The organism is Nonomuraea sp. NPDC052129, from assembly GCF_040680095.1.
Taxonomy (GTDB): domain Bacteria; phylum Actinomycetota; class Actinomycetes; order Streptosporangiales; family Streptosporangiaceae; genus Nonomuraea.
In genome coordinates this window covers 144,959-166,366 of sequence record NZ_JBFAVX010000004.1, presented here as the reverse complement: position 1 = coordinate 166,366, position 21,408 = coordinate 144,959, and the positions used below count along the sequence as shown (strand labels likewise).

The following is a 21,408-nucleotide window of genomic DNA, read 5'->3' as shown; positions in this document are numbered from 1 at the left end:
ATTGGCCTGTTTCACGGGCGTCACCCTGGTCTCACTGGGTCGTGCAGACTTGGCGGATCCCTTGGGCGATCCGCCTCGGTGTCTTTATACGCCGTATTGGATAACTCTGGTAGCCCGGGGTTGAGCAAGCGATCATCGATCGCCTTGCGGGCTCGTTCGTGAGAACCGGGCACCAAGTGCGCGTACACGCGGAGGGTGAACCCTGGGTCTGCGTGGCCTAGGTAATCGGCGAGCTCTTTGACCGAGACGCCGCCGGCCAGCATGACACTGGCGTAGTAGTGCCGGAGCTGGTGCAGTCCCTCTTTGCGGGAAGTGACGTAGCGGCTTCGCTGGCGGGTGTCCTTGTCCGGTGCCGGGATCACGCCCGCTTCCACAAGGGCGGGCTTCCAGATGGTTTCGCTGTAGCTTCTGGCCTTGATGAAGCAGTCGTCCGTCCAGCGGAACAGCAGGTTGTGCGTACGGAGCTGGCCGTCCACCCTCTCCCAGGGCAGCGAGCAGGCCAGCGGGGGATAGGTCGAGACGTGCCGTTTGATGGCCTCGGCCGCCCAGCCAGGCAGCGGTACGACGCGCTCACGGTCGTTCTTCGGCAGGGCGAAGACGTGGTCGGCTCCCAACTTCTTGATCTGCCGTCGTACACGGAGAAGGCGCTCCTCGAAGTCGATGTCTTCGAGGGCCAAGCCGAACAATTCACCCTGCCGTAGCCCGCATGCGGCTCCGAGCATCGGGAGCAGACGGAAGAGGGCGGGGTGAGCGTCGATCAGGGCGTGGACCCGTTCGTCCGACCACGCCGTGATCTCTTCGGTGGTGCGCTTCGGCACCTGGACGATCGGCGACTTGGCGGGACTTCGCTTGATCGCCTCGTCGGCGACGGCCAGGTCGAGAATGCCCTGAAGGACCAGAAAGGCCGTCTGTACGGTCGAGGTCCCGAAACGGCTGCTGAGGTCACTGATCCACGCCTGGATCTGGGATGGCTTGATGCTCTTCACCTGGCGCTTGGCGTAGGTCGGGGCGACGTGCAGGCGGTGGATGTACTCGTATCTGATCTTCGTTGATGGGTCCACGATGCGGGAGGCGAGCCAGCGTTCGGCGAGGTCGGCGAAGAGCACCTTGCCGGCGTTTGGGTCGATGTAGTCGCCACGGGCGATGTCGGCGCCCATGGTGGCGATCTTTCGCTCGGCGTCGGCCTTGCGGTCGTACGCGGTCGAGCGCTCGTTACCATCGGGGTCCACCCAGACGGCGAGCCAGCGCTTGCCTTTGCCATGGCGCGTGGTCTTGACCTTCTGCGGCTTGCCGTCCGGGTTCCGGACTGTCTTGGTCCACAGGTCCTTGACGAAGGCCATGGGCTACTCCTGGTCCTGGACCCAAGACATGACGTCCTCGGGCATGTAGCGCAGGTGTCGGCCGATCTTGCGGCCTCTCGGACCCGTCCTGTGGTGTCGCCACTGGTAGAGCGTCGCGATCGGAACACCGAGGAAGGTGGACACGTCTTCGACCGTCCAGAGCTTGTGTAGGGCGTTCATCGATAACCTCCCTCGATCGCCGCAGCGAGGATCGCCTCACCGAGGGACAGCCCTTGCCCGGAGTACTGCCAGTGGGTGACGACGAGGACGGTGTCCTCGTCGAAGAGCGGGAGCCGTCCGGTGGTGATCTGTTCGGTGCGCATGTGTTCTTCGCGTGCGGCGCGGAGCGCGCCGAGCGTGGTGGAGTAGTGACGACTCTTGGTGGAGAAGTGGCCGCGGAAGCCGAGCATGTGAGCCCAGTGAGTGAGCCGCAGGTCGGCCAGGCCGGGGTGCTCGCCCAGGCGCATGCAGGCGGTGATGAGTCGGCGGGCGTGGTCGCGGATTGGTAGGGCGTCGAGGTTGTCGAGGGGTTGGATGCGGCGGTCCAGGGTGCCGACGCATTCGGCGGCCTTTGTTGCATATTTGGCGATGTAGGCGGCGACTGCCTGTTCGGTGAGATCGCCGTCCATGGTGATGCGGCGGACGTCGAGTTGGGTGCCCCACTGGAAGGTGCGGCTGAGCGGTTTGACCTCCGCTGTCACGGCTGCTGCCGCGTGCTGGACGGCTTGGGTCAGAGCATCGGCTGTTGCCCAGGTCGGTGGTGGTGAGGTGGGGCCGTCGGGTCCGTCGAGACGGATGACGGCGTGGAAGTGGACGACGCCACGTCGCTGGTATTCGGCGACCTTGGCGAAGGCGATGGTGACGTGTTCGCGCAGGGCCTTGACGGTCAGGCCGTTGAGCTTGGCGAAGCGGTGGCGCAGGGCGAGCGTGAAGCGGCGCCACAGCTCCGGGCTGATGGCGTTGAACAGAACTGAGCCGTCGTAGTCGTAGCAGTCGGGGCACAGCGGTTCGCCGAGCCGTGGGTCGTCGGGGCTGTGCCGGTCGGTGCAGGACATCACTTGCCCGTGTGGGCAGGTCTGGGCGTCGCGGCGGGCGTGGCAGGGCAGGACCTTGCCGTTCTTCTCCCGCCGGGTGTGGACTGCTCCGAAGGAGGGTGCGGTGAGGGTGATGAACAGGCACGGGTGGCTGCTGACGGTGTCGGGCACGCCTTTGCCGCCGATGAGGCCGGCGCGTACGAGCTGGTAGGTGTCGGCCCGGTAGACCTCGGCGCAGGCCGGGCAGCGGGAGGCGCGGCGGGTCTTGCACGGGACGCGCAGGATGCCGTTGGGTTCGGTGGTGGTGCTGTAGCGGTGCAGGAGGTGGCCGGTGGCCTGGTCGTAGTGTTCGACCTTGCCGCGTAGGTGGATGGGCTGTCGGCAGCCGCCGGTGCGCTTGATCTGGCTGGCCCAGCGGTCGTAGTCGGGTTGGTTGAGCCGGTCGATCATTCCGGCGACGGCATGGCTGTGGGCAAGGTGGGGCACGATGGGTTACGTCCTATCCAGTGACGCTGGTGGGATGGCCTCCGGCCTGGCGCGGATCTTGGCGGATGTGTGGCCAGGCGGGGGGCGCTTGCGGCTATGCGCCGTGGTTGTCGATGCCGCTGCCGTGGCAGTCGGCGCAGTTCTGGTCGTCGGTGAGGCCGGTGCCGTTGCAGGTGCAGCAGCGGTAGTGGGCGAGTGCGGCGTCCATGGGTCAGTGGTCCTTGCGCGGGATGATGTGGACGTAGACGCGGTAGGTGTGCGGGCGGGAGCGGGCGGGGTAGGCGCGTGACATCGCGGTGACGGTGAACGCTTCGCGCAGGTGGATCATGCCGAGGGTGATTTCGGCGCGGTTTCCTTCGAGGCGGAGGCGCATGGTCGGGTTCTCCTTGGTTCAGTGGGTGTCGGGTGTGACGCAGCCGCGGTAGCTGTCGTGGGCGGCGTAGCGGGCGCGGGCGGCGGACAGGATGGCCACGGCGCGGTATTCCACGGGGCCGAAGGTCAGGGAGGTCGTCACGTGGCCGCCGTCGCTGTCGACAGGCGTGCCGAGCAGGGCGGCGAGGTGTTCGATTCCGGCGCGCATGTCGGCGTCGTCGGCTCGCGGGATGAAGTGGTGGACGATGACCCCGTCGGGGGTGGGGATGTCGGGGCGTACCTCCAGGAATCCGGCCAGAGCGTGCAGGCCGATGATGAGGTGAAGACGCGGGTGTGCGACGGGCATGGGGTTCTCTCTTTCAGTGGATGTCGGTGGTGCCGAGGGTGTGGAGCAGGTCCGCGGCGAGTTGGCTGGACACGCCCAGGCGGGCGCGGAGCTGGTCGCGGGTGATGGGCTTGCCGTGGGTGGTGTGGTGTTCGCCGGCGACGCGGCGGGCGTAGTCGACCAACGCGGGGTCAGGAGCGGGGCCGTCGCCGGAGGGGCCGTCCTGGTCGTTGTCGTTGTCGTGGCCGGGGATGAGCGCGGGCCGGTCGGCTTGCGGGACGGCTTGGGGACGCTCCGGGACGGGCGGGGACGCCGTCGTCCAGGGCGGGGGCGTCTGCGTGACGTCCGAGGGCGGCTCGGGAGGGGCTGTGGTGGCGCGACGCTCCAGCATGGAGATGGCGACGATGAAGGCGGCGGCTGGGGTGGCGGCGGTGATTCGGCCCCAGGCGGTCGGGTCGGCTTGTTGCAGGTTGGCGGCCAGGGACAAGACGATGCCGCCGGTCAGTACGAGTACCGGCCAGGACACGGGCCCGTGCCGGACGCGGCCGGTCTTCTTGTCGCGTTGGCGTTCGCGGGCGGCCATGACGCAGGTCAGGTCGATGCACACCGCGATGGCCCAGGACATCCATCCGTGCTGGCCGTGTTCGGTGGCGGTGTCGCGGATGTGGGTGAACGATCCGGCTCCAGCGATGAGGGCCAGGACCAGGATGGGGCCGGTGTCGAGTAGTCGGGCGGCGAAGTGGCGCATGGTCTGTCCTCCTCTCAGTAGTTCCGGTCAGGCTGTTTGCTGGTCGGGCGTCTCGTATGGCTGGCCGGCCATGACGTCGGTCCAGGCTGGGGCGAGGTCGGCGTGGGTGTGGGCGGCGTGTTCGGCCGCTTTCTCGCTGACGTAGAAGGAGCGGGCGCGGTACCACTGGCCGTCTTGGCTGGCGACGATGGCGACGCCAGGTGTCTCGGCGGCGATGGCCCGTGCGGAGTCCAGCGCAGCGGGGTCGAGGTCGCCGAGCGTCATGGTGGCGGTTTCGGGGTCGTTGACCCGGTGGCAGATCCGGCCGGAGCACTGGGCGCGCAGGGCGGTGACGCCGGGGCCGAGGTCGGAGCCGATCCGTTGGCCGCAGCAGAACAGGTAGATGCCGAACGCCCGCCCGAGTTGGGCGACCCGCAGCAGGGCAGTGGAGGTTTTGGCGATCTCGTCTTTCTCGGACTTGTCGGCCATCAGGTAGAGCTCGGCCAGCTCGTCCACCAGGACCACGACGGGGACCGGGCGCAGGGTGGGCGGGAGTTGCCAGATGTTGCGGGCGCCGGTCATCCGGCACACGCCCATTCGGTCGGCCATCAGCGTCACCAGGTCATCGAGCAGCCCGCCGCATTCAGCCCTGCTCGTCGCGAGCGCGGACAGGCGGGGAGCGTACGGGGTGAACTCCACCCCGCCTTTGAGGTCAAACCCGACCAGCGCCACCGGCTGCGGCGCCAGGCCGACGATGAGGGCGTTGGCCAGGTTGGACTTGCCCGACTGCGTCGCCCCGGCATTCAGCCAGTGCGGCACCGTACGGAAGTCGACGACCCACGGGCGGCCGGTCTCCAGACGGCCCACGGTGATCTTGAGCAGTTCGGTCGAAGGCGGCAGTTCATCGACCTTGACCAGCGGGTCGCGGATGGTCGCGGCCAGGCGTACCCGGCCGGGTTTGTCGGAGGTGACGCGGACGGCGTGCACGCCCCAGGAGTGCGCCAGCCGTTCGGCGACGTCGGCGTAGTCGGCCGGGATCTGCCCTTCCAGGGTGTGCAGGGTGACCCGCCAGCCGTGCCGGGTGGGCAGGGGCAGCCCCATGAACGGCTTGGTGTCCACGGCGATGCGCTGCCACTTGCGCCGTACCCGGACGACGCCGGTCGAGGCGACCAGGCCGGGGACGGTGGTGAACCAGAAGCGCTGCCGCTTCTTGGTCAGGCCGCAGCCGAGGGCGACCTTGCGCCATGAGGCCCGCACGCTGATCGCTGTGAGGGGGAACCCGACGACGAGCCAGAACGACGGGTAGTGGAGGCGGCGCCAGGCCCAGAGCCCGGCCGCGACAGCGGCCAGGACTCCGAGCATCGACATGAGCTGGTCAGACATCGGCGGCCTCCCGTAGCGGGAGGAGCGCGGTGGCGCGGTAGGAGATGCCCCAGCGGCCGGCGATCTCCCAGACGTAGCCGAGCAGGCCGACCGCGTTGACCGGGTCTCCGGCGGTGATGGGCGGCTCACCGGTGATGCCGATCTTGACGAGTTCGATCCGGCCGAACTCGTCCTCCACGGAGACGGTGACCTCGTAGACGGTGTTGCCGTTCTTGTCGGTCTTGATCTCGCCGGTGTCGCGGTTGAGCACGCGAGGCCGCGGGGCCTTCACGCAGGTGATGGTGAGCTTGCTGGTGTCCACGGGGATGGGGACGGTGCGCATGATCGGTTCCTTTGAGTAGTCGAGACGTCACTCTATGAATACATAGAACGCTTAGGATTCTAAGTTGTCAAGGGCTTCCACGCAGACTTGGTTGGCATGTCAGGTGGGCTGTGCTGAACTGGAGGAGGTACACACCCCACGGAAGGCGTTGGATGGTCGAGAAGACCGGTCGGCCCGGCTATCTCCAGATAGCCGATGACCTGCGCACACAGATCAGGACGGGCTCACTCGCGCCCGGTGCCGCTCTGCCGTCGACCGCCCAGCTCTGCCAGCGCTACGACGTATCCGCCAGCGTGGTCAAAGCGGCCATCAGCGTGCTGCGCACCGAGAACCTGATCGTGGGCCAGCAGGGCAAGGGCGTATTCGTCCGCGAGGACGCCGCCGCGGTCGCCGCCGCCGTCGAGGCGAGGGCCGGCGATGAGGGGGACGGCTCGTCGGCGGTCATGGAGCAGCTCGCTCAGATGCGGCACACGATGGCGGTTCTCGGAGACCGGATCGCCGATCTGGAGAAGGCCGTGTTCCAAGAGCCGAAGCGATCTCGCTGACCCGGCAGGCCAACTCCTCCATTTCAGACCGGATGGCCTGAAGCTCGTCCAAAATCCGCTCGTTTGTGGTCACTCCCGGCACCCCTTTTCTGGTCGGTCGTTATCCCGGCGGGGATGCCGTAAGTTCATCGCGAATTCGCACTGTCGAGTATCACGGAGCGTTAGCTAAGCTTCTGCATTGCCGCCTGCACGGCGGTTACACATGCGCTTACACGCGCCTGCCCCTCAAAGCGCGCAAAAGGATGCGATGAAGACAATTCACCGCCCCGGATGGCAACCCGTGATCCTGCGCCGGCACCGCGAAGCGCACGGCCTCACCCTCGAAGCCGCAGGTGACCAGCTCCGCCAGGTCGCCCACCGACACGGCCTGACCGCGCCGGCCGCCAACTTCCAGACACTCTGGGCACACGAACAGGGATCGGTATATCCAGGACCTCACTACCGACGCGCCTATTGCCTCCTATACCAGGCGAATGAGCCGACCCTTGGTTTCCGCCTGCCGCTTCCCGGCGAAATACCCGAAGTGGAAAATTCCATCTCGGATTTGCCTGCCCCCACCGACCCCGCCGCGGACACAGCCGCCGCCCAGGTCATCGAACAAACACTGATCAAAGTTTCCGGCGCACCCTCGAATGGCGAGCAGAACGCACTGCTGAATCGCGTCGTGGACGCGTGGCGACGCCGTCACGGTCAGGGCAGCCCCAAACCGATCCTCACCCTCGTCGGCGGCTACGCCGGATGCGGCAAGACCGAGTTCTCCCGCTTCCTGTCCGACATCACAGGATGGGCATTCCTGGACAAGGACTCGCTGACCCGCGCCATGGTCGAACGGCTACTCGTCTCCCTCGGCGGCGATCCGCATGACCGGCACACCGAGTTGTACCTACGCGAGGTCCGGCCGCTGGAGTACCGGTGCCTCATGGAGACCGCGTTCGACAACCTGAAGGTGGGGACATCAGCCATCCTGTCCGCACCCTTCATCGCCGAACTCGCCGATCCCGACTGGGTGTCACGGCTGACCAACCGGTGCGCGGCCAAGGGCATCGACGTGGCAGCCGTGTGGGTCCGCTGCGATGTCGCGTCCATGCGCGAGTACATCGAGTTCCGCGGAGCCCCTCGCGACACGTGGAAGCTCCAGAACTGGGAAACGTACGTCAGCGGCATCACCACCGACACGAGCCCCGCGACCGCGCACATCACCGTGGACAACCGTCTGGGGGCCGCAATCAGCCTCGCCGACCAGACCCGCGAGACGCTGAAGCGGATCTTGTCGTGATCGGCATCATCCTGTACGGCCCGCCCGCCAGCGGAAAGAGCACCGTCACCGCCGCCCTGACCGCACTCGATCCACGCTTCACCCTGCTGCGAAAACTCAAGGCCGGCAACCGGCGCGGCAGCGAATACGACTTCGTCACCATCGAGCAACTGGGAGAGCTGCGGGCCACCGGACGACTGCTGGTCGAGACCCACCGCTACCGCAACACCTATGCCGTCGACCGCCACCAGGTCGAGCAGATGAGACAGGCCGGGCAGGTGCCCATCGTCCACATGGGCAACGTCCCCGACATCCGGCGCCTCATGGAATCCCACCCGTGGTGGGTCACCCTGCTGTGGATGCCTCGCGAGATCTGCGAACAGCGCTCCCACCAACGAGGCGACCACAACACGGGCGAACGCCTGCGAGTCTGGGACGAAACGCTGTCCGACCTCCAGGCCCACGACGGCGACATCTTCCCCCTGCGCATCCGCACCGACCAGACGACACCTGAGGAGGCGGCACGGCTCATTGCCAGCGGCTTCTTCGCTTGGCAAGCGCCGGCACCGAGTCATACGGCCTGACCAGTCAAGATCCGCAACCACAGGTCTCGGGCGGCCTTGGCGGACATCCACGTACTTTCGACAACCTCTGAGGGACGTCCACCAGAAATCCGCCGGACGAACCACAACCCGCCCGCGGTACACAGCTCGAAGACCGGACACCGACAGATACAGGTGTGCTCCCGGATCCGCACCCGCGAGGCACGTGGCAGGCTCCGCTCCCACGCAACCCGCTCAGCCTCCGCTTGCGCAGCAGCCGTGTGCAGGCCGTGATAGTCCGTCACGAACTCCGAGGCCGCCACAACATCACCCCCGGGCCCGCTGCTCTTGCAGCAGCGCTACGAACGTCGCCATATCATCGGCGCTCACCGTCTGCTGGAGACCCGCGTCAATCTCCGCGTTACGCAGCCGCACCCCACGCCTGGTCGCATAGAACACGCCCGCGTCGCTGCGGAAGAACGACCAGCCAGGGAACGTGACGCGAAGCGCGTCGAGGTCATAGGTGGGCGTCGACATGGCATCAGGCTAGAAGCGCGACAGTGAGCCTGTCTACCCCTAGGGATCCCATTAGATCCGAGGGGACGGCGATCGATCCCAATAGATCCCGAGAGGCGAGTGAAGGCGGGTGGCGCCCCCTTTCTACCCTTAGACACGTGATGGACTTCGAGCCAGACCGACCCCGCTGGCAGCAGATCGCCGACGTGCTCCGCACACGCATCACCAGCGGCGAGTACCAGCCCAAGTACCTGGTGTCCGAAGTCCGGCTCGTCCAGGAGTTCGGCGTAGCCCGCGAAACCATCCGCAAGGCCATCCGCCAACTCCGCGAAGAAGGCCTGCTCTACACCGTGCCCAACCTCGGCAGCTTCGTCAGCCCAACCGACTCCACGGACTCCTGAGCTCTCCTACCAGGGCTAATCCCGCGCTCATGGCCGGCAGGGTCGACGTCTACAACGATTCCGACGCACCAGCCGCAAACAGCCTCGCGCCCTCGGCCAATCGTCGTGGTCACCAACGCCTCCGGCGACGTCCTGTTGATTCGCCGCTCCGACAACGGCAACTGGGCTCTGCCCGGCGGAGCCATCGACCTCGGCGAGTCGATCCCAGCCGCTGCCATCAGGGAAACCCTGGAAGAGACCGGAATCAGCTGCGAGATCACAGGATTCGTCGGCACCTACAGCGATCCCAAGCACGTCATCCTCTACACCAGCAACGGCGAGGTTCGACATGAGTTCTCCATCGTCCTGACGGCCCGAGCCATCAACGGCGAACCGACACCCAGCCAGGAGTCACGCGAGGTCCGATGGGTGCCAAGAGGCGAAGTAGCGCAGTACCGCATGGACCGGTCAATGCGCCTACGGATCGACCACTACCTCAACGGGGACGAACCGTACATCGGCTGAAGCACAAGACCACCACACCGACCCCGAGCGCCAACGTCAAGCATCATCCGATACTGACTCCGGACCGCATCGCCACAAAAGACCAGGTCAGATAGTATGCAGTTCGAATGGATGAGAACTTTCTCTACGATTTCAAGGGCAGCCCGCCTGTGGCGGCCTGCCGCACGTGGGCGGTCGCTGGCCGCGCTGCGGCTCTCCGGCCGGTCGCGGCCAGCACCGCCCACGCGTTCGAATGCAACGCGCATGGTCTGGTTGAACGGCAGTCGCTGGCCTACCACGCTGTTAATCGAGGCCGGTAGGCATCACCAGATGGTGGAGGTGGGACACCGTGGCAGGGTTGCGAAGGTGGCTGTCTTTCGTGGATGAGCGCATGTAGTTGGAGCTATGTCGGTGTTGAATGATCGCTGCTCCGTGAGAAGTCCTTGCGCGGCCGGAACGGCGAGTGCCAGGCCGGTCGCCTTGAAGGGCCGGTTGTGCGACCCCGCGCCTCAAGTGGGCGTAGACACGGAATGTGTACCCCAGGTCATGGCCGCGGCACTCCGCGACTTCCCTCCCTAGCGCCTTGAATCACAGGTCACAGGCCTGATACAGGTGGCCAACGTTCTCGCGTTGCTTGTGAAGCGGTTCTTGAAAGCGAGTTGTAAGCCCCTGACAAGCGGTCATGCCTTGAATCACCATAGGAGGCTAGGGGTCGGCGTACAACGAGGCGACGTTGAGTTGATGCGGTATGAACGGGCTGTAAACCTGTGCGGCTCTCTGGACGTCTATGGAACGTGACACTGGGCGCCAACAGATGTCTTGCCGACTGAGCGTGGATTGCGAGACTCGATGATCGACCTTGTGGACTTTCTATCCCAGCATCTCCCGCTCGCCCGAGACGTCATCTCCAACATGCTGCTCATCTTTATCTCGTTCTCCTTCTGGACCATGGTCGGCGGCCGGCGCAGACGAATCGAGGAGATAAAGGAGTTGAGGGAACAAGCCATACGTCACCGCGAACTGGAGAAGGAAGGTCTGATCGCCATCAAGGCCAAGCTCGACGAGGTGGACGGGCTCAAGGAGGACTTAGCGAAGCTCTCCGATCTGGCTGCCATGATTGGAGAGAAGACCGTAGACGGTTACTCTCGCCTGGATGAGCGGATGCTTCGACAACGGACGGTGGTTAGGGTTGAGCTCACCCGATTCTTTCCCGGCGAGATCGAGCAGGGCATCAGCGGGTTCGTATTTGCGCTTCTCATCAATCCCAGCGAGGACCCAATTTTCGAGTGCCTTATCGACCTCTGGATCGATAAGGAAAAGTGCGGCTCGGCACGGGTGAGTTACCTGGAAAGCCGCGCCCAGGCAGACCTTCGCTTCCCGTTGGCGAAGGCGTTCGACACCGAGGTCGAGCCGACCTTCGAGATCACCTTCACAGACTACTTCCAACGTCGATGGCATCTGACGCCAGGGCTCGCACCCCAGGAGGCCGTGTAATGCTGACCTCTCAGGTGGTACGAATTCGACGCATTCCCGGAGATGGCAAGCCCAGAACGGGTACTGGATATCTGATCGATGAGCAGACGGTCATCACCACCGCGCACTGCGTAGCGTCCGGCTCCAACCTGGAAATCTTCTTTTCGGACGGAGAAGATCGGTTACCGATCGCCCGAACCCATCTGCATGCAACACGTGACCTGGCCATCTTGAAACTGTCCGTCGGACACCGGGTCGAAGGCGTGCTGACGCCCACGTTGGGCATGATTGGCGGACATGGAGACGTGATCCTTCCTGTCGAGTTCGCCGGCTTCCCCCGGGTGCAGCGCCGCGTATCGGGAGAGCGGCTGATGGACTGGGTTCCCGGTGACCTGTACCCCCTTGCCGCGCAGGACGACATCGTCTTCTCCATTGACGTACGTTCAGCAATACCGCGAAGAAGGGACGAAGAAGCGAGTCCGTGGGGTGGAATGTCGGGTGCGCCGGTACTAAGCTTCGAGTCTTACTTCATTGCGGTAGTTGCCCACGATCACACCGGTTTCGACGGCCGAGTTCAAGCGATTGCCGTTCAGCCCGCGCTGCTTGAGGACGACGATTTCGCCTCGCACTTGCCTGAGGAGTGGCGTACCCCCGGCGCGACCGATCTTGCCGGGCTGGTCGGGCGCGTGATCGATGATGAGATGTCGATAAAGATCAAGCCCCCCACGGAGTCGATCAGCAAGATCGTAGAGGAGCGCCTCGACAGATCGCCCGCCGAGCTAGTCAGCGCCCGGCACGCGATTGTGGAATTCAGGGAACGTGTGGAAGTAGAGGAATTGCGCAGCGGCTTCCTCGATACCGAGCAGCGCCTCCAAGTCGCCCTGCTGCACGGCCCAGGCGGGGGCGGCAAGAGCCGAATTGCCGCCAGGCTGTACGAGATCGCCCGCGCCGCGGGGTGGACCGCCGGCCAGGTCACATCGCAAACTCCCGGAGCCACTGACCGGCCCTTCCGGGTCAACCGTCCGCTGCTCCTCATCTTTGACTACGCGGAGACCGAAGTGCAGGCGATCAAGCGGCTGCTCACATACTTTATGAACCAGGGGGCGCTGCCAAAGATCCGAATCCTATTGGTCGCCCGAAGTAAGACCGGCCCGTGGCTGGTCAAGCTAAAGGCGCACCGCCTTGGGGGCACCATTCCCGACGTGCTGATCCCATTGCGGGGGGATCAGTTAACTGACGACGCCCGGCTTGATCACTACGGCTTGGCCGCCGCAACATTCGCCAGGTGCCTCCGGATGCCGTGGACGCCACCGGAAACGGCTCCGGACCTGTCGGCGGACATCTTCGAGTTGCCGCTCCTCATCCACATCCGAGCACTTCTTGATGTGTTCTCGGGCTCGGTCGCCACCGATGACGTCCCTGGCGAGGAATTGCTGGACCGTTTACTGATTCGAGAGTGGGAGAAGTATTGGCAGCCGAGCCTTGCAGAGTTCGGCCTCGACGCGGAGCAGGCCGGGGAGCTTGTCGCACTCTCGTCGCTGACCGCAGCGGAGAACCTCGCGGAGGCCACCGAGTTGCTGCGTGCGGCGAAACGATCGAGCGGGCTATCTGACGACGTCCGCGAGAAGATTGCCGAGGCGCTGTCCGGCCTGTACCCAAGTGGTGGCTCTTACCTGTCTCCCGTCCAGCCGGACCTGCTGAGCGAGCAACTCATAGCAACACACCTGCTGGATGTTCGCCGGCTGACGGACGTGCTGGCGCGGTGCTTAAGCCCACGGCAAAAGGCCCACCTGCTCCAAGTGCTCCAGCGGATGACCAATAGTCCCCTGGCCGCGACCGCCGAGCGAAGTCGGTCGACCCTGCAATCACTGTTGGAGCATGTCCTTCCCGACTTGGTCGGAGAGGCCGTCGCCACCGCGACGAAACGAAGCGAAAACCCTCCTTCTGGAGCGCGCACCGGTTTGTCCCTGGCCAGAACTCTGGCAGAGGTCATGGATGTACAACCGGTACCCGCCACGGCAGCTCAATTGGTGGAGTTGCCCATCCCTCAGCTTCCGGAACTGCTCGACCTGGCGGTCCGACTTAAGACTCAGGGCGCAGAACATCTTAAAGGAGAAGGGGAGGTCCTTCGAGCCACCAAGGCGTGGCGGGAGGCGGCCGACATTCTCATTCGACAGGGGAACATGCCCGGGGCGCTGGCCGCGGTATCCCAGAGCTCCCGCCTTGGCGCACTCCTGCCGTCTGACGGACCAGCGCCAGCGCTGCTGGCTGGCACACATGCGGCGAGGGCGAGTATCGAGATCAGCCTAGGCCACCTGACCGAGGGCCGTGAACTTGCCAAGAAAGCGGTAGACGGTCTACGGACTCAGGGTATCGACACTGCGGCCGCACGAACCGAACTGTCCAGAGCCCTGTCGGTCCTTTCCATAACATTGGTCAATTCACGCGACTACCCTCAAGCGCTCGATGTCGTGAGCGAAGCGATACACGTCGCCGAAAAGGCAATGGAAAACGACGATCCAGACAGCGACCTCAGCCTGGCCGGCGTCCTGATGACACAGACGATCGTCCGGCAACTGGGCGACCCGTCTGGTTCTGTAGATAGCGCTCGGAGGATGGTGCGGTTGCTGCGTGACCGCGCCACCAAAGACAACAGCGCTGAGGTTTCCATCGACCTCATCCCCGCTGAATGCCTGCTCGCAGATGCACTGGCCGCCGATGACTGCCTTGATGAGGCGGCGGAGGTGGCCCAGGCGGCTAGAGCCCACGCCGAGGAGTTCGTGTCCGCAAGCGCCGGAGAAGTGTCCCATGTGCTCGCGGGTGCACATATGGCGATTGCTACTGTCGCCGCCAGGCGTGACGACTGGTCGAACGCGCTAGAGTCTGCTCAAGCCGCCCAGGAGATCTATGAGGAACTCTCTGTAAAAGACCCCGCGATCTTCACAGTGCCGTTCCTGATCAGTCACCTGATCTCAGGGAGTGCCCTGCGAGCAACGGACTGTTATGACGAGGCTATAGATCAGCTCGCCACGGCGGTGCAGATTGCGCAAGGACTTGTCAAGAACAACGCAGGCGCTTACACACCCTTGCAGGCCCTGGCCATGATGATGCTCGCGGAAGTCTACAACAGAGCAGGCCAAGATGATCGTGCCGACGAGATCGGCCGTTCCGCTCTAGATCTCAGCCGTGGACTCGTCGAATCCGATCCAGCGACCTTCCTCGCTTTTTTCACCCAGGTCCTTGTCGGGATGGCGGAACTAACGGCCGACAACAGCCCGAGAGAGGCAGAAAGTTTCTTGACGGAGGCACTGGATGCGTGCCTCAGCACGGGAGCTGAATCGACTGAATACGGCGGTCCGCTGACGCAGTTTCTGTTCGCTCAGAAGCTCTATTTCCAAATCGATAATGAATGGTACAATGACGCTGTCAAAACGGCCGAGAAAGCGTCCCACCTAGGGCGACGGGTCATGGGCCGTTCTCCTGCATCGAAGATGCTCATGGTTCTCACGTTGCAAGGGCTTGCTGACGCCCATCGCGAGCTGCACAACGAGTCCAAGGAACTGGCGACCGGCTACGAGATCGTCGGTCTGCTGCGGGACTTTGCGAAAGAGAACGTCGAATTCCAGGACCCTCTCGCCGAGGCGCTGGAGGAGCTTTCCAAGCGATTGCGCGAGGCCGGCTTGGGGGGTCAGGCGGCCCCGTTCCTGCTTGAGGCCATCCAGGTACGTAGAGGTCATGTAAATTCGGACGAAGAGGTGCTCGAACTGCCCACCGGGGTCCCAGTGAACGAGGCGGTGAGCCTTAAAGACCTCGCCATGAATGCCGGCACGCCAAACAGCGTTGTGATCGGGCGATACCTGGACATGCCGATCGCGGCGGCCCCCTATCGCCCGGTTCTGGTTCTCGGCCCGCAGCGTAGTAGGAAGACCACCGGGGTCGTAATCCCCACCTTACTCGAATGGGATGGCCCGGCCGTAGTCACATCTGTGCGCACCGACGTCCTTGCGAGCACGATGGTCAGGCGAAGGGACATGGGCACCGCGCAAATCTTCGAGCCGACCGGCAAACTCTATGAGGGACCTGCCACCTGTCGATGGGACCCCCTGCAGGACTGCCGGAACTGGAGCGGCGCAGTCAGGGCCGCACGCTGGCTCACAGAGGCAGGAGCCAAAGGGCATCATGACGGAGAATTCTGGTATAACCTGGCTGCACAGTTGCTCGCTCCCCTCCTCTATGCGGCGGCAGTAAGCAACAGGTCCATGGACTATGTCTACAACTGGGTAAAGAGTGGTGAGTGGCGAGAAGTAGAAGTCGCATTGTACGACTCCGACGAGAACGCGCGCAAAGCATGGATGGGCATCAGTGCGTACGAGGACCGCATGCGTACCAGCATCTACGGCACCCTCTCCACAGCGCTAAGCGTGTACGAGTCAGACAATGTTAGATCATCGCAGAGCAAGCTGTTCGACGTGAATGCGTTCTTCGATGGCCGCCCCAACACGCTCTATCTATGTGCTCCCCCCGATGAGCAAGAGGAGCTTTCCACGCTTTTCGTCGCCCTTGTCCGGCGACTTTTGCAGGAAGCTTACGACCGTCATTCCGCAGGAGAGGAGCATAACCTGCTTGTCCTCCTCGACGAGGCCGGAAACATAGCTCCCCTGCGCAATTTGGACACTCTGGCGACCACCGCTGCGGGCACCGGGATCCAGTTGGTGACCGTCTTTCACGACCTCTCGCAGATGAATACCAAATACAGACCTTCTGAAGCGAAGACTATCGCCAACAATCATTCCGCCTTCCTACTGTTGCCTGGTAACCGAGATCCCGAGACCGCCATGCTGGTGCAAAACCTGCTCCAGGAAGACCCGATTGAGGGCGAGGACGGCTCGGGCCGGAAGGTTTTGCGGCGACTCAAACCCGGCACAGCGTTGTGCTTCTACGAGCACTATCCCCCGGCTGTGATCGAACTGCGATCGTCCAGCCATGATCCGGACCTCAAAACAATCGCGGCACCGGTCGAGGATGACCCCCTAGGACGCTGGAAGCGCCGACGTCCTTGGAGGGCCTGAGCGCATGTCATTCCTCGTCATCGACCTCTACGGGATCGGCTGACCCCGCCAGTTTCGGGTCCAGGACGAGCTTGATCTGATGAACGTCGGCCTTCGCCCGATCGACTCCTCCGTCTACGGTGACGACGTTCCACAAACCTGCCTTGACCGAACCCTTCGCCGTAGTGGTCACCGTCACCTGGAGCTGAACCTCGACCGACTTACAGATGAAGGTCAGCTCCTCGCCTTGCGCACGACGTACCGCCTCCTCCAACTGACTTCGCAAGCTGGACAGCGCCTCAGTAAGTGACAGATTCCCCGGTTGATCCATCCACCCTCCGACCCGCTGCCTCTGAATTCGAAAGCCTTTAGCGAACATCCTCCTCCGTGGGAAGCCACGTGTCGATGTGGCCAGTCTTCTCCCGTCGTGCAGCATGGAAGTACAGCAACGCGCTCATACTTCAGATCATCTCGCCTGCCGTGCATCATCACATGCTTGACGAGCGCACCGAGCTTCTAGCACGGCCCTGCCGTTGACTTGTAATGTTGTGTCCGTAGCGGAGGCCGTGACGATCGCCGACTTCGGACCTCCCCGTAGGCGGCTGGGGCGATCGGCTGCCGCGGCCCTCCTTCGTCGGGCCTTGCCACCGAATATCTCCGGCCGACGTGACAGCAGGGCTGACAGCAACGTCCCCACACTCCGACGCATCTCAGCCACCTTCCACACGCGTGTGATCAGGGTGGTTATCAACCGAGAAGGATGATCGATCCGCCTGAAAAGCGGACGGTCGGGCCGGGTCGTCCACCGGATCACCTGGTGAACCGCCGCCGCCAAGCAGGAAGGGGCGATTCGGTCGCTGAATCGGTATCAGTGGTGAACCGGCCATATCCGGTAATCGGGCGCTGGCTGGTGGACGGTGGTTCATTATGAACAACATGAGAGGCGGGCGAATGGTGGCGTGCGCCGGCGCGGCGGTGGCAGGAGCCGGTTGCGGCTTGGCCGGTGTGCTGTTGGTACGGGCCGGGCTGGATGACGCCGACAAGTGGGCGAGCATTATCGGCATGTGTATCGCGGCAGCCGGGTTACCGCTGGCGGTCTACAGCATCGTCCTAACCCGCCGCTCCGCCACCGGCCTCCCCTCTGCTAGGGAGGAACTGCCGCAGACCGAAGCCCAGGTTCAGGCTCAGCCCAAACTGCCCCAAGAGGAGGCCGGAGGCGGACCTGTCGTGTCCAACTCCACCATCGAAGGACCCAACATCCAAATCGGCCATGCTGATGGAGATGTGGACATCCGCTATGAGCGCTGAGGCCGTATCCCTTCCCGGCGGGTTACCCCCCGGCACACCGTCGGTGACCGGCTCGCTGATCGGGGGGCCCAACATCCAGATAGGGCATGCTACTGGGGATGTGCTGATCGCTCTCGATCGGCCCAACTACCGACTGGAGATGCTCAGGGATGCTCCGGCCGTGCGTCTGCCACGTTCGCGGCGAGGTCCCAGTTATCTGCTGGACGTGCAGCGTCAGATAGTGCCCTACCGGTCCCGCCCCGCCGAGGAAGAGGCCTTGACCGCTTGGCGGGATGACCCGGATGAACCCGTGTCGGTGATCTTGTTGCATGGCCCCGGAGGGCAGGGAAAGACCCGCCTGGCCGCCCACTTCGCCTCCAGAAGCCACGCCGCAGGGTGGGCGGTGGCCCAGGCGGTGGAGAAAACTCCCCGCCTCCGCAACAGCAGCAGCGCCGTCGAGTTGGCCGACGGGCAACCGCTGCTGGTAGTGGTCGACTACGCTGAACGCTGGAACTCGTCCACACTCGCTCAAATGATCGACGGCCTAGCCTGGGGCCTGCCTGGCCGCACCATCCGCCTGCTGCTCCTGGCTCGTCCGGGAGAAGACCTGTGGCAGAGCCTATGCGCCCAACTGGACCGTGGTGGCGCCGACTTGGCCGACCCCATCGCCCTGGGCGACTTCACCCCCACCACCGACCGGCCTCAGGCCTACTTCCAAGCCGCCACCGCATTCGCCGCACACTTGGAGCACAACGGCCCTGTGCCAGGGCCGCCGGCGGACCTGAACCATCCCGATTATGCCTCAGCACTGACCTTGCACATGGCCGCCCTGGCCGCCATCTACGCCGTCCAGCAGGAGGCTCCCGCCCCCGATCGTCCAGGTCTGTCGGACTATCTGCTTAACCACGAGATGCGCTACTGGCAGGCGACAGCACCCGCCTTCACCTCCCCCGTCGTCATTGAGCGCATGGTGTTTCTAGCCACTGTGTTTGGTCCCCTTGAGGACACTGCCCAGGCACGTAGCTTGCTGCACCGCATCCACCTGGCCGACGGCTCCGCCCAAGCCGGGCTGCTCCTGGACGCCCACCGCCGCCTCTACCCCCCTGCAACACCGGCCCGTCCCGACCACGAGCGCAGTGAGCGGCTGGGCCACAATGGCGGCCCTGCTGGAGGCGAGATTCTCCTGCCCCTACGCCCCGACCGGTTCGGCGAGGACTTCATCGCCCACCACCTGCGCCACCATGCCACCGAGGCGGCCCAGACCCTGACCACCCTCACTGCTGTTACTGCTGGTAGTTCCAACGACGGGCAGAGGGAAGCTGACAGGCTGTCCCGGATGTCGATGCGGCGCTGCCTAATCGTGCTCGCCGCAACCGCAGCCCGCCATCCTCAGGCTCGCACACTGCTACTAGAGCTATTGGAGCAGCGGCCGGAGCTGGCCCGGTACGCCACTGCCGATCTGGTCGGATTCATCATCGATCACGCCGAGCACTCCCTTGCCACGCGCCTCCATGACGCCCTGCCCGACAAAAACACCGACCTGCTCCAAGCTGCCGGCAACCTCGCCCGCCACCTACTGCGTACTCTGCCCGCTGATGCGTCCCCCGCGTTGCGGGCCTCTCGGCTTTCGGCCCTAGGGATTCGTCTGTCGTACGTGGGGGATATCCGGGGGGCCTTAGAGACTTCGAGGGAAGCGGTGAAGCTCTACCGTCGGTTGGCTGAGGTTCAACCAGAAGCCTACCTGTCCAACCTTGCAAACAGTCTGAACAACCTGGGGACCCGGTTGTCGGCGGTCGGAGACATCCGTAATGCGTTGGAAGCCTATTGGGAGGCGGTGGAACTCTATCGTCAGCTGCATCAGGCAAATCCGATGGCTCACCTACCCGGCTTCACGTTGAGCCTGAATAATCTGGCGACCCAATTGTGGGAGGTGGGGGATAAGCGGAGGGCGGTGGAGCTCATACGGGAGGTGGTTGAGTCCTATCGTCAGTTGGCAGGGGCAGAAGCAACGGCCCATCTTCCCAATCTCGCGATGAGCTTGAACAACCTGGGGAATCTCTCGTCGGGAATAGGAGACATCCGAAGAGCGGTGAAATCGGTGCGGGAGTCGGTGGAGCTTTACCGTCAGTTGGCCGAGGTGGAACCGGAGGCCCATCTGCCTAGCCTCGCGATGAGCTTGAGCAATCTAGGGGGTTGCTTGTCGGAGGTAGGGGACATCCGCGAAGCGCTGGAGGCAGTACAGGAGGCGGTAAACATCCGGCGACGGTTGGCCGAGGCAGAGCCAAAAGCCTACCTGGCCGACCTGGCGAGAAGCCTGACCTCTCTGGGAGCCCGACTGTGGGAGGCGGGGGACAAACAGGAGGCAGTGGAACCAGCGCGGGAGGCGGTCGAGCTTCACCGTCGGTTGGCCGAGGTGGAGCCAGCAGTCTATCTGCCTGGCCTCGCGATCAGCTTGATCAATCTAGGGGGTTGCTTGTCGGGAGTGGGGGACAAACGGGAGGCGGTGGAGTCGGTGCGTGAGGCGGTGGAGGTCTATCGTCAATTGGCTGGAGCGGAGCCAGCGGCTCATCTGCCCAACCTCGCAATCAGCTTGGCCAATCTGGGGACTCTCTTGTCCGGGGTGGGGGACAAACGGCGGGCGGTAGAACTGGCACGTGAGGCAGTAGAACTACACCGTCAATTGGCCGAGGCAGAGCCGGAAGCCTACCTGCCCGATGTCGCAAGCAGCTTGGGCACCCTGGGGATCTTCTTGTTGGAGGTGGGGGACAAACGCCGGGCGGTGGAACTGGCACATGAGGCGGTGGAACTAAATCGTCAATTGGCCGAGGCGGACCCGCAGGCCTACCTGCCCAACCTCGCGCTGAGCCTGTGGACGTATGCACGGGCATGCAACGAGTCTGAAACAGACCTCCCCGCAGGTCTCTCGGCAGCGGAGGAAGCCGTCAGCCACTACCGCTGGTTGGCCGGGAAACTCCCTGAGGTCTTTCGCAGCTTCCTGAACACTGCCCAGAGCACGGCAGCGGAGATCCGGGCCCGGCTTACGCCCGTCATCCACCGCGATGGCATCGGTGACCTCCTCCGCAACGCCCCGTGCCTGTGCGGATCAGGCAAGAAGTACAAGCGCTGCCACGGCACGACTGGTGGTGCCAGTCTGGCGCCGGACAGCGGCGTCTGACCACGTTCTCGATTGGCTGAGCATGGTGATCACTCGCCTTGTGAAGCAAACGCTGCGATTGCTCAACCCATTGACGGACAGCCTCACCGGGCAGAGCGTGGACGGATGAAGTCCACTATCGTCAAGATCTTCCAGAACCATGACCCGAGCCGGTTCCCCAACGATACGGACGGGGCCGCGGGCCGGTGCAGCGCACATGGGGAAGCGGGGGCCTGTGCGGGTGTCGGTCAGCATGACGTGTTGCTCGAAGAGATGGACGGAACCCGGGTGCATTGGGCGGTCTGCACGCAGTGGACGAAGACTCACTCCGACGCGATCGCGCACCTACACCGTCACGGATTCTCCAACTGACGGGACCGCCCTGGCCACGCTAAGGACGGACGAGGCCGCTCGTTTGATCAGGCACTCACAGAGGCCCGCCCAGACCGGTTCTACGCCGCCCTTGTTCCGTGGCTGTTCCGTGGGAGTACCGGAACCTGTGAGAAGTGATGCGAAAGGTCCAAAGCCTTAGCTGCTGCTCAGCCGCATGGTCCGGCTATTTTCGGAGATGATCGCGTCGAGGGTCGGAGATCACCCAAATCTACGAGGGCACCAACCAGATCCAGCGCATGGTCATGGCCCGGCAGCTTCTCAAATAGCCCTACAAGCATCGTCTTCGCGGGGCTCAGGCTGTGACATTGGGGGGCGCGGCCCC

18 protein-coding genes and 2 pseudogenes are annotated in these 21,408 nt (G+C 64.1%); 10 read left to right on the top strand and 10 right to left on the bottom strand.

Features of this window, described 5'->3' with window-relative positions; all coding sequences use genetic code 11:
- Positions 1–20 precede the first annotated feature (20 nt).
- From AB0L53_RS12095 to AB0L53_RS12060, 8 genes are all read right to left on the bottom strand, one after another.
- On the bottom strand, positions 21–1,340 hold the full coding sequence (locus AB0L53_RS12095; protein WP_363992945.1) for a site-specific integrase: 1,320 nt from the start codon (positions 1,338–1,340) through the stop codon (positions 21–23).
- A gap of 3 nt (positions 1,341–1,343) precedes the next feature.
- A complete protein-coding gene (locus AB0L53_RS12090; RefSeq protein WP_358548455.1) occupies positions 1,344–1,520 on the bottom strand; it encodes a helix-turn-helix domain-containing protein in 177 nt (58 codons plus the stop codon).
- Positions 1,517–2,824: a replication initiator gene (locus AB0L53_RS12085; protein ID WP_363993203.1), complete on the bottom strand. Its 1,308-nt coding sequence runs from the start codon at positions 2,822–2,824 to the stop codon at positions 1,517–1,519. The genes AB0L53_RS12090 and AB0L53_RS12085 overlap by 4 nt, the downstream gene beginning before the upstream one ends.
- Positions 2,825–3,071: 247 nt before the next feature.
- Positions 3,072–3,233, bottom strand: coding sequence for a hypothetical protein (locus AB0L53_RS12080; protein WP_363992944.1), 162 nt, complete (start codon positions 3,231–3,233; stop codon positions 3,072–3,074).
- Between the two features lie 18 nt (positions 3,234–3,251).
- The gene (locus tag AB0L53_RS12075) at positions 3,252–3,578 is read right to left on the bottom strand and encodes a hypothetical protein (RefSeq protein WP_363992943.1); all 327 of its coding nucleotides are present in this window, start codon (positions 3,576–3,578) and stop codon (positions 3,252–3,254) included.
- A gap of 13 nt (positions 3,579–3,591) precedes the next feature.
- Positions 3,592–4,305 (bottom strand): DUF2637 domain-containing protein, encoded by a 714-nt coding sequence (locus AB0L53_RS12070; RefSeq protein ID WP_363992942.1) that lies wholly within the window; start codon positions 4,303–4,305, stop codon positions 3,592–3,594.
- A 27-nt stretch (positions 4,306–4,332) separates the two neighbouring features.
- A complete protein-coding gene (locus AB0L53_RS12065; protein WP_363992941.1) occupies positions 4,333–5,667 on the bottom strand; it encodes an FtsK/SpoIIIE domain-containing protein in 1,335 nt (444 codons plus the stop codon).
- Complete coding sequence (locus AB0L53_RS12060) at positions 5,660–5,989, bottom strand: hypothetical protein (protein WP_363992940.1); 330 nt, start codon at positions 5,987–5,989, stop codon at positions 5,660–5,662. Before AB0L53_RS12060 ends, AB0L53_RS12065 begins: the two co-directional genes overlap by 8 nt.
- Before the next feature lie 152 nt (positions 5,990–6,141).
- Here AB0L53_RS12060 and AB0L53_RS12055 point away from each other — a divergent pair, with 152 nt between their 5' ends.
- The 3 genes from AB0L53_RS12055 (at position 6,142) to AB0L53_RS12045 (ending at position 8,373) form a co-directional block, all read left to right on the top strand.
- A complete protein-coding gene (locus AB0L53_RS12055; RefSeq protein WP_363992939.1) occupies positions 6,142–6,534 on the top strand; it encodes a winged helix-turn-helix domain-containing protein in 393 nt (130 codons plus the stop codon).
- 280 nt (positions 6,535–6,814) lie between these two features.
- Positions 6,815–7,810, top strand: coding sequence for an AAA family ATPase (locus AB0L53_RS12050; RefSeq protein ID WP_363992938.1), 996 nt, complete (start codon positions 6,815–6,817; stop codon positions 7,808–7,810).
- Positions 7,807–8,373 (top strand): guanylate kinase, encoded by a 567-nt coding sequence (locus AB0L53_RS12045; protein ID WP_363992937.1) that lies wholly within the window; start codon positions 7,807–7,809, stop codon positions 8,371–8,373. The genes AB0L53_RS12050 and AB0L53_RS12045 overlap by 4 nt, the downstream gene beginning before the upstream one ends.
- A 285-nt stretch (positions 8,374–8,658) precedes the next feature.
- Here the strand turns inward: AB0L53_RS12045 and AB0L53_RS12040 are convergent, their stop codons facing one another.
- Positions 8,659–8,868 carry a hypothetical protein gene (locus AB0L53_RS12040; protein WP_358548431.1) on the bottom strand — a complete coding sequence of 70 codons (210 nt, stop codon included), beginning with the start codon at positions 8,866–8,868 and terminating at the stop codon, positions 8,659–8,661.
- 140 nt (positions 8,869–9,008) lie between these two features.
- On the opposite strand from AB0L53_RS12040, the gene AB0L53_RS12035 reads away from it, so the two are divergent.
- The 4 genes and pseudogenes from AB0L53_RS12035 to AB0L53_RS12020 all read left to right on the top strand — a co-directional run bounded on the left by AB0L53_RS12035 (position 9,009) and on the right by AB0L53_RS12020 (position 16,273).
- Positions 9,009–9,248 carry a winged helix-turn-helix domain-containing protein gene (locus tag AB0L53_RS12035; RefSeq protein ID WP_363992936.1) on the top strand — a complete coding sequence of 80 codons (240 nt, stop codon included), beginning with the start codon at positions 9,009–9,011 and terminating at the stop codon, positions 9,246–9,248.
- A 29-nt stretch (positions 9,249–9,277) separates the two neighbouring features.
- Positions 9,278–9,752 (top strand): annotated as a pseudogene (locus AB0L53_RS12030) (NUDIX domain-containing protein).
- A gap of 828 nt (positions 9,753–10,580) precedes the next feature.
- A complete protein-coding gene (locus AB0L53_RS12025) occupies positions 10,581–11,225 on the top strand; it encodes a hypothetical protein (protein WP_363992935.1) in 645 nt (214 codons plus the stop codon).
- Entirely contained in the window at positions 11,225–16,273 is a 5,049-nt protein-coding gene (locus tag AB0L53_RS12020) for a type IV secretory system conjugative DNA transfer family protein (protein WP_363992934.1), read from the top strand. Before AB0L53_RS12025 ends, AB0L53_RS12020 begins: the two co-directional genes overlap by 1 nt.
- Before the next feature lie 7 nt (positions 16,274–16,280).
- Here AB0L53_RS12020 and AB0L53_RS12015 read toward each other — a convergent pair whose 3' ends face one another.
- Positions 16,281–16,583 carry a trypco2 family protein gene (locus tag AB0L53_RS12015; RefSeq protein WP_363992933.1) on the bottom strand — a complete coding sequence of 101 codons (303 nt, stop codon included), beginning with the start codon at positions 16,581–16,583 and terminating at the stop codon, positions 16,281–16,283.
- 665 nt (positions 16,584–17,248) lie between these two features.
- On the opposite strand from AB0L53_RS12015, the gene AB0L53_RS12010 reads away from it, so the two are divergent.
- The 3 genes and pseudogenes from AB0L53_RS12010 to AB0L53_RS12000 all read left to right on the top strand — a co-directional run.
- A complete protein-coding gene (locus AB0L53_RS12010) occupies positions 17,249–17,560 on the top strand; it encodes a hypothetical protein (protein ID WP_363992932.1) in 312 nt (103 codons plus the stop codon).
- Positions 17,561–17,816: 256 nt separating this feature from the next.
- On the top strand, positions 17,817–20,714 hold the full coding sequence (locus AB0L53_RS12005; RefSeq protein ID WP_363992931.1) for a tetratricopeptide repeat protein: 2,898 nt from the start codon (positions 17,817–17,819) through the stop codon (positions 20,712–20,714).
- Positions 20,715–21,280: 566 nt separating this feature from the next.
- Positions 21,281–21,352, top strand: a pseudogene (locus tag AB0L53_RS12000) (hypothetical protein); the annotation flags it as partial.
- Positions 21,353–21,408 lie beyond the last annotated feature (56 nt).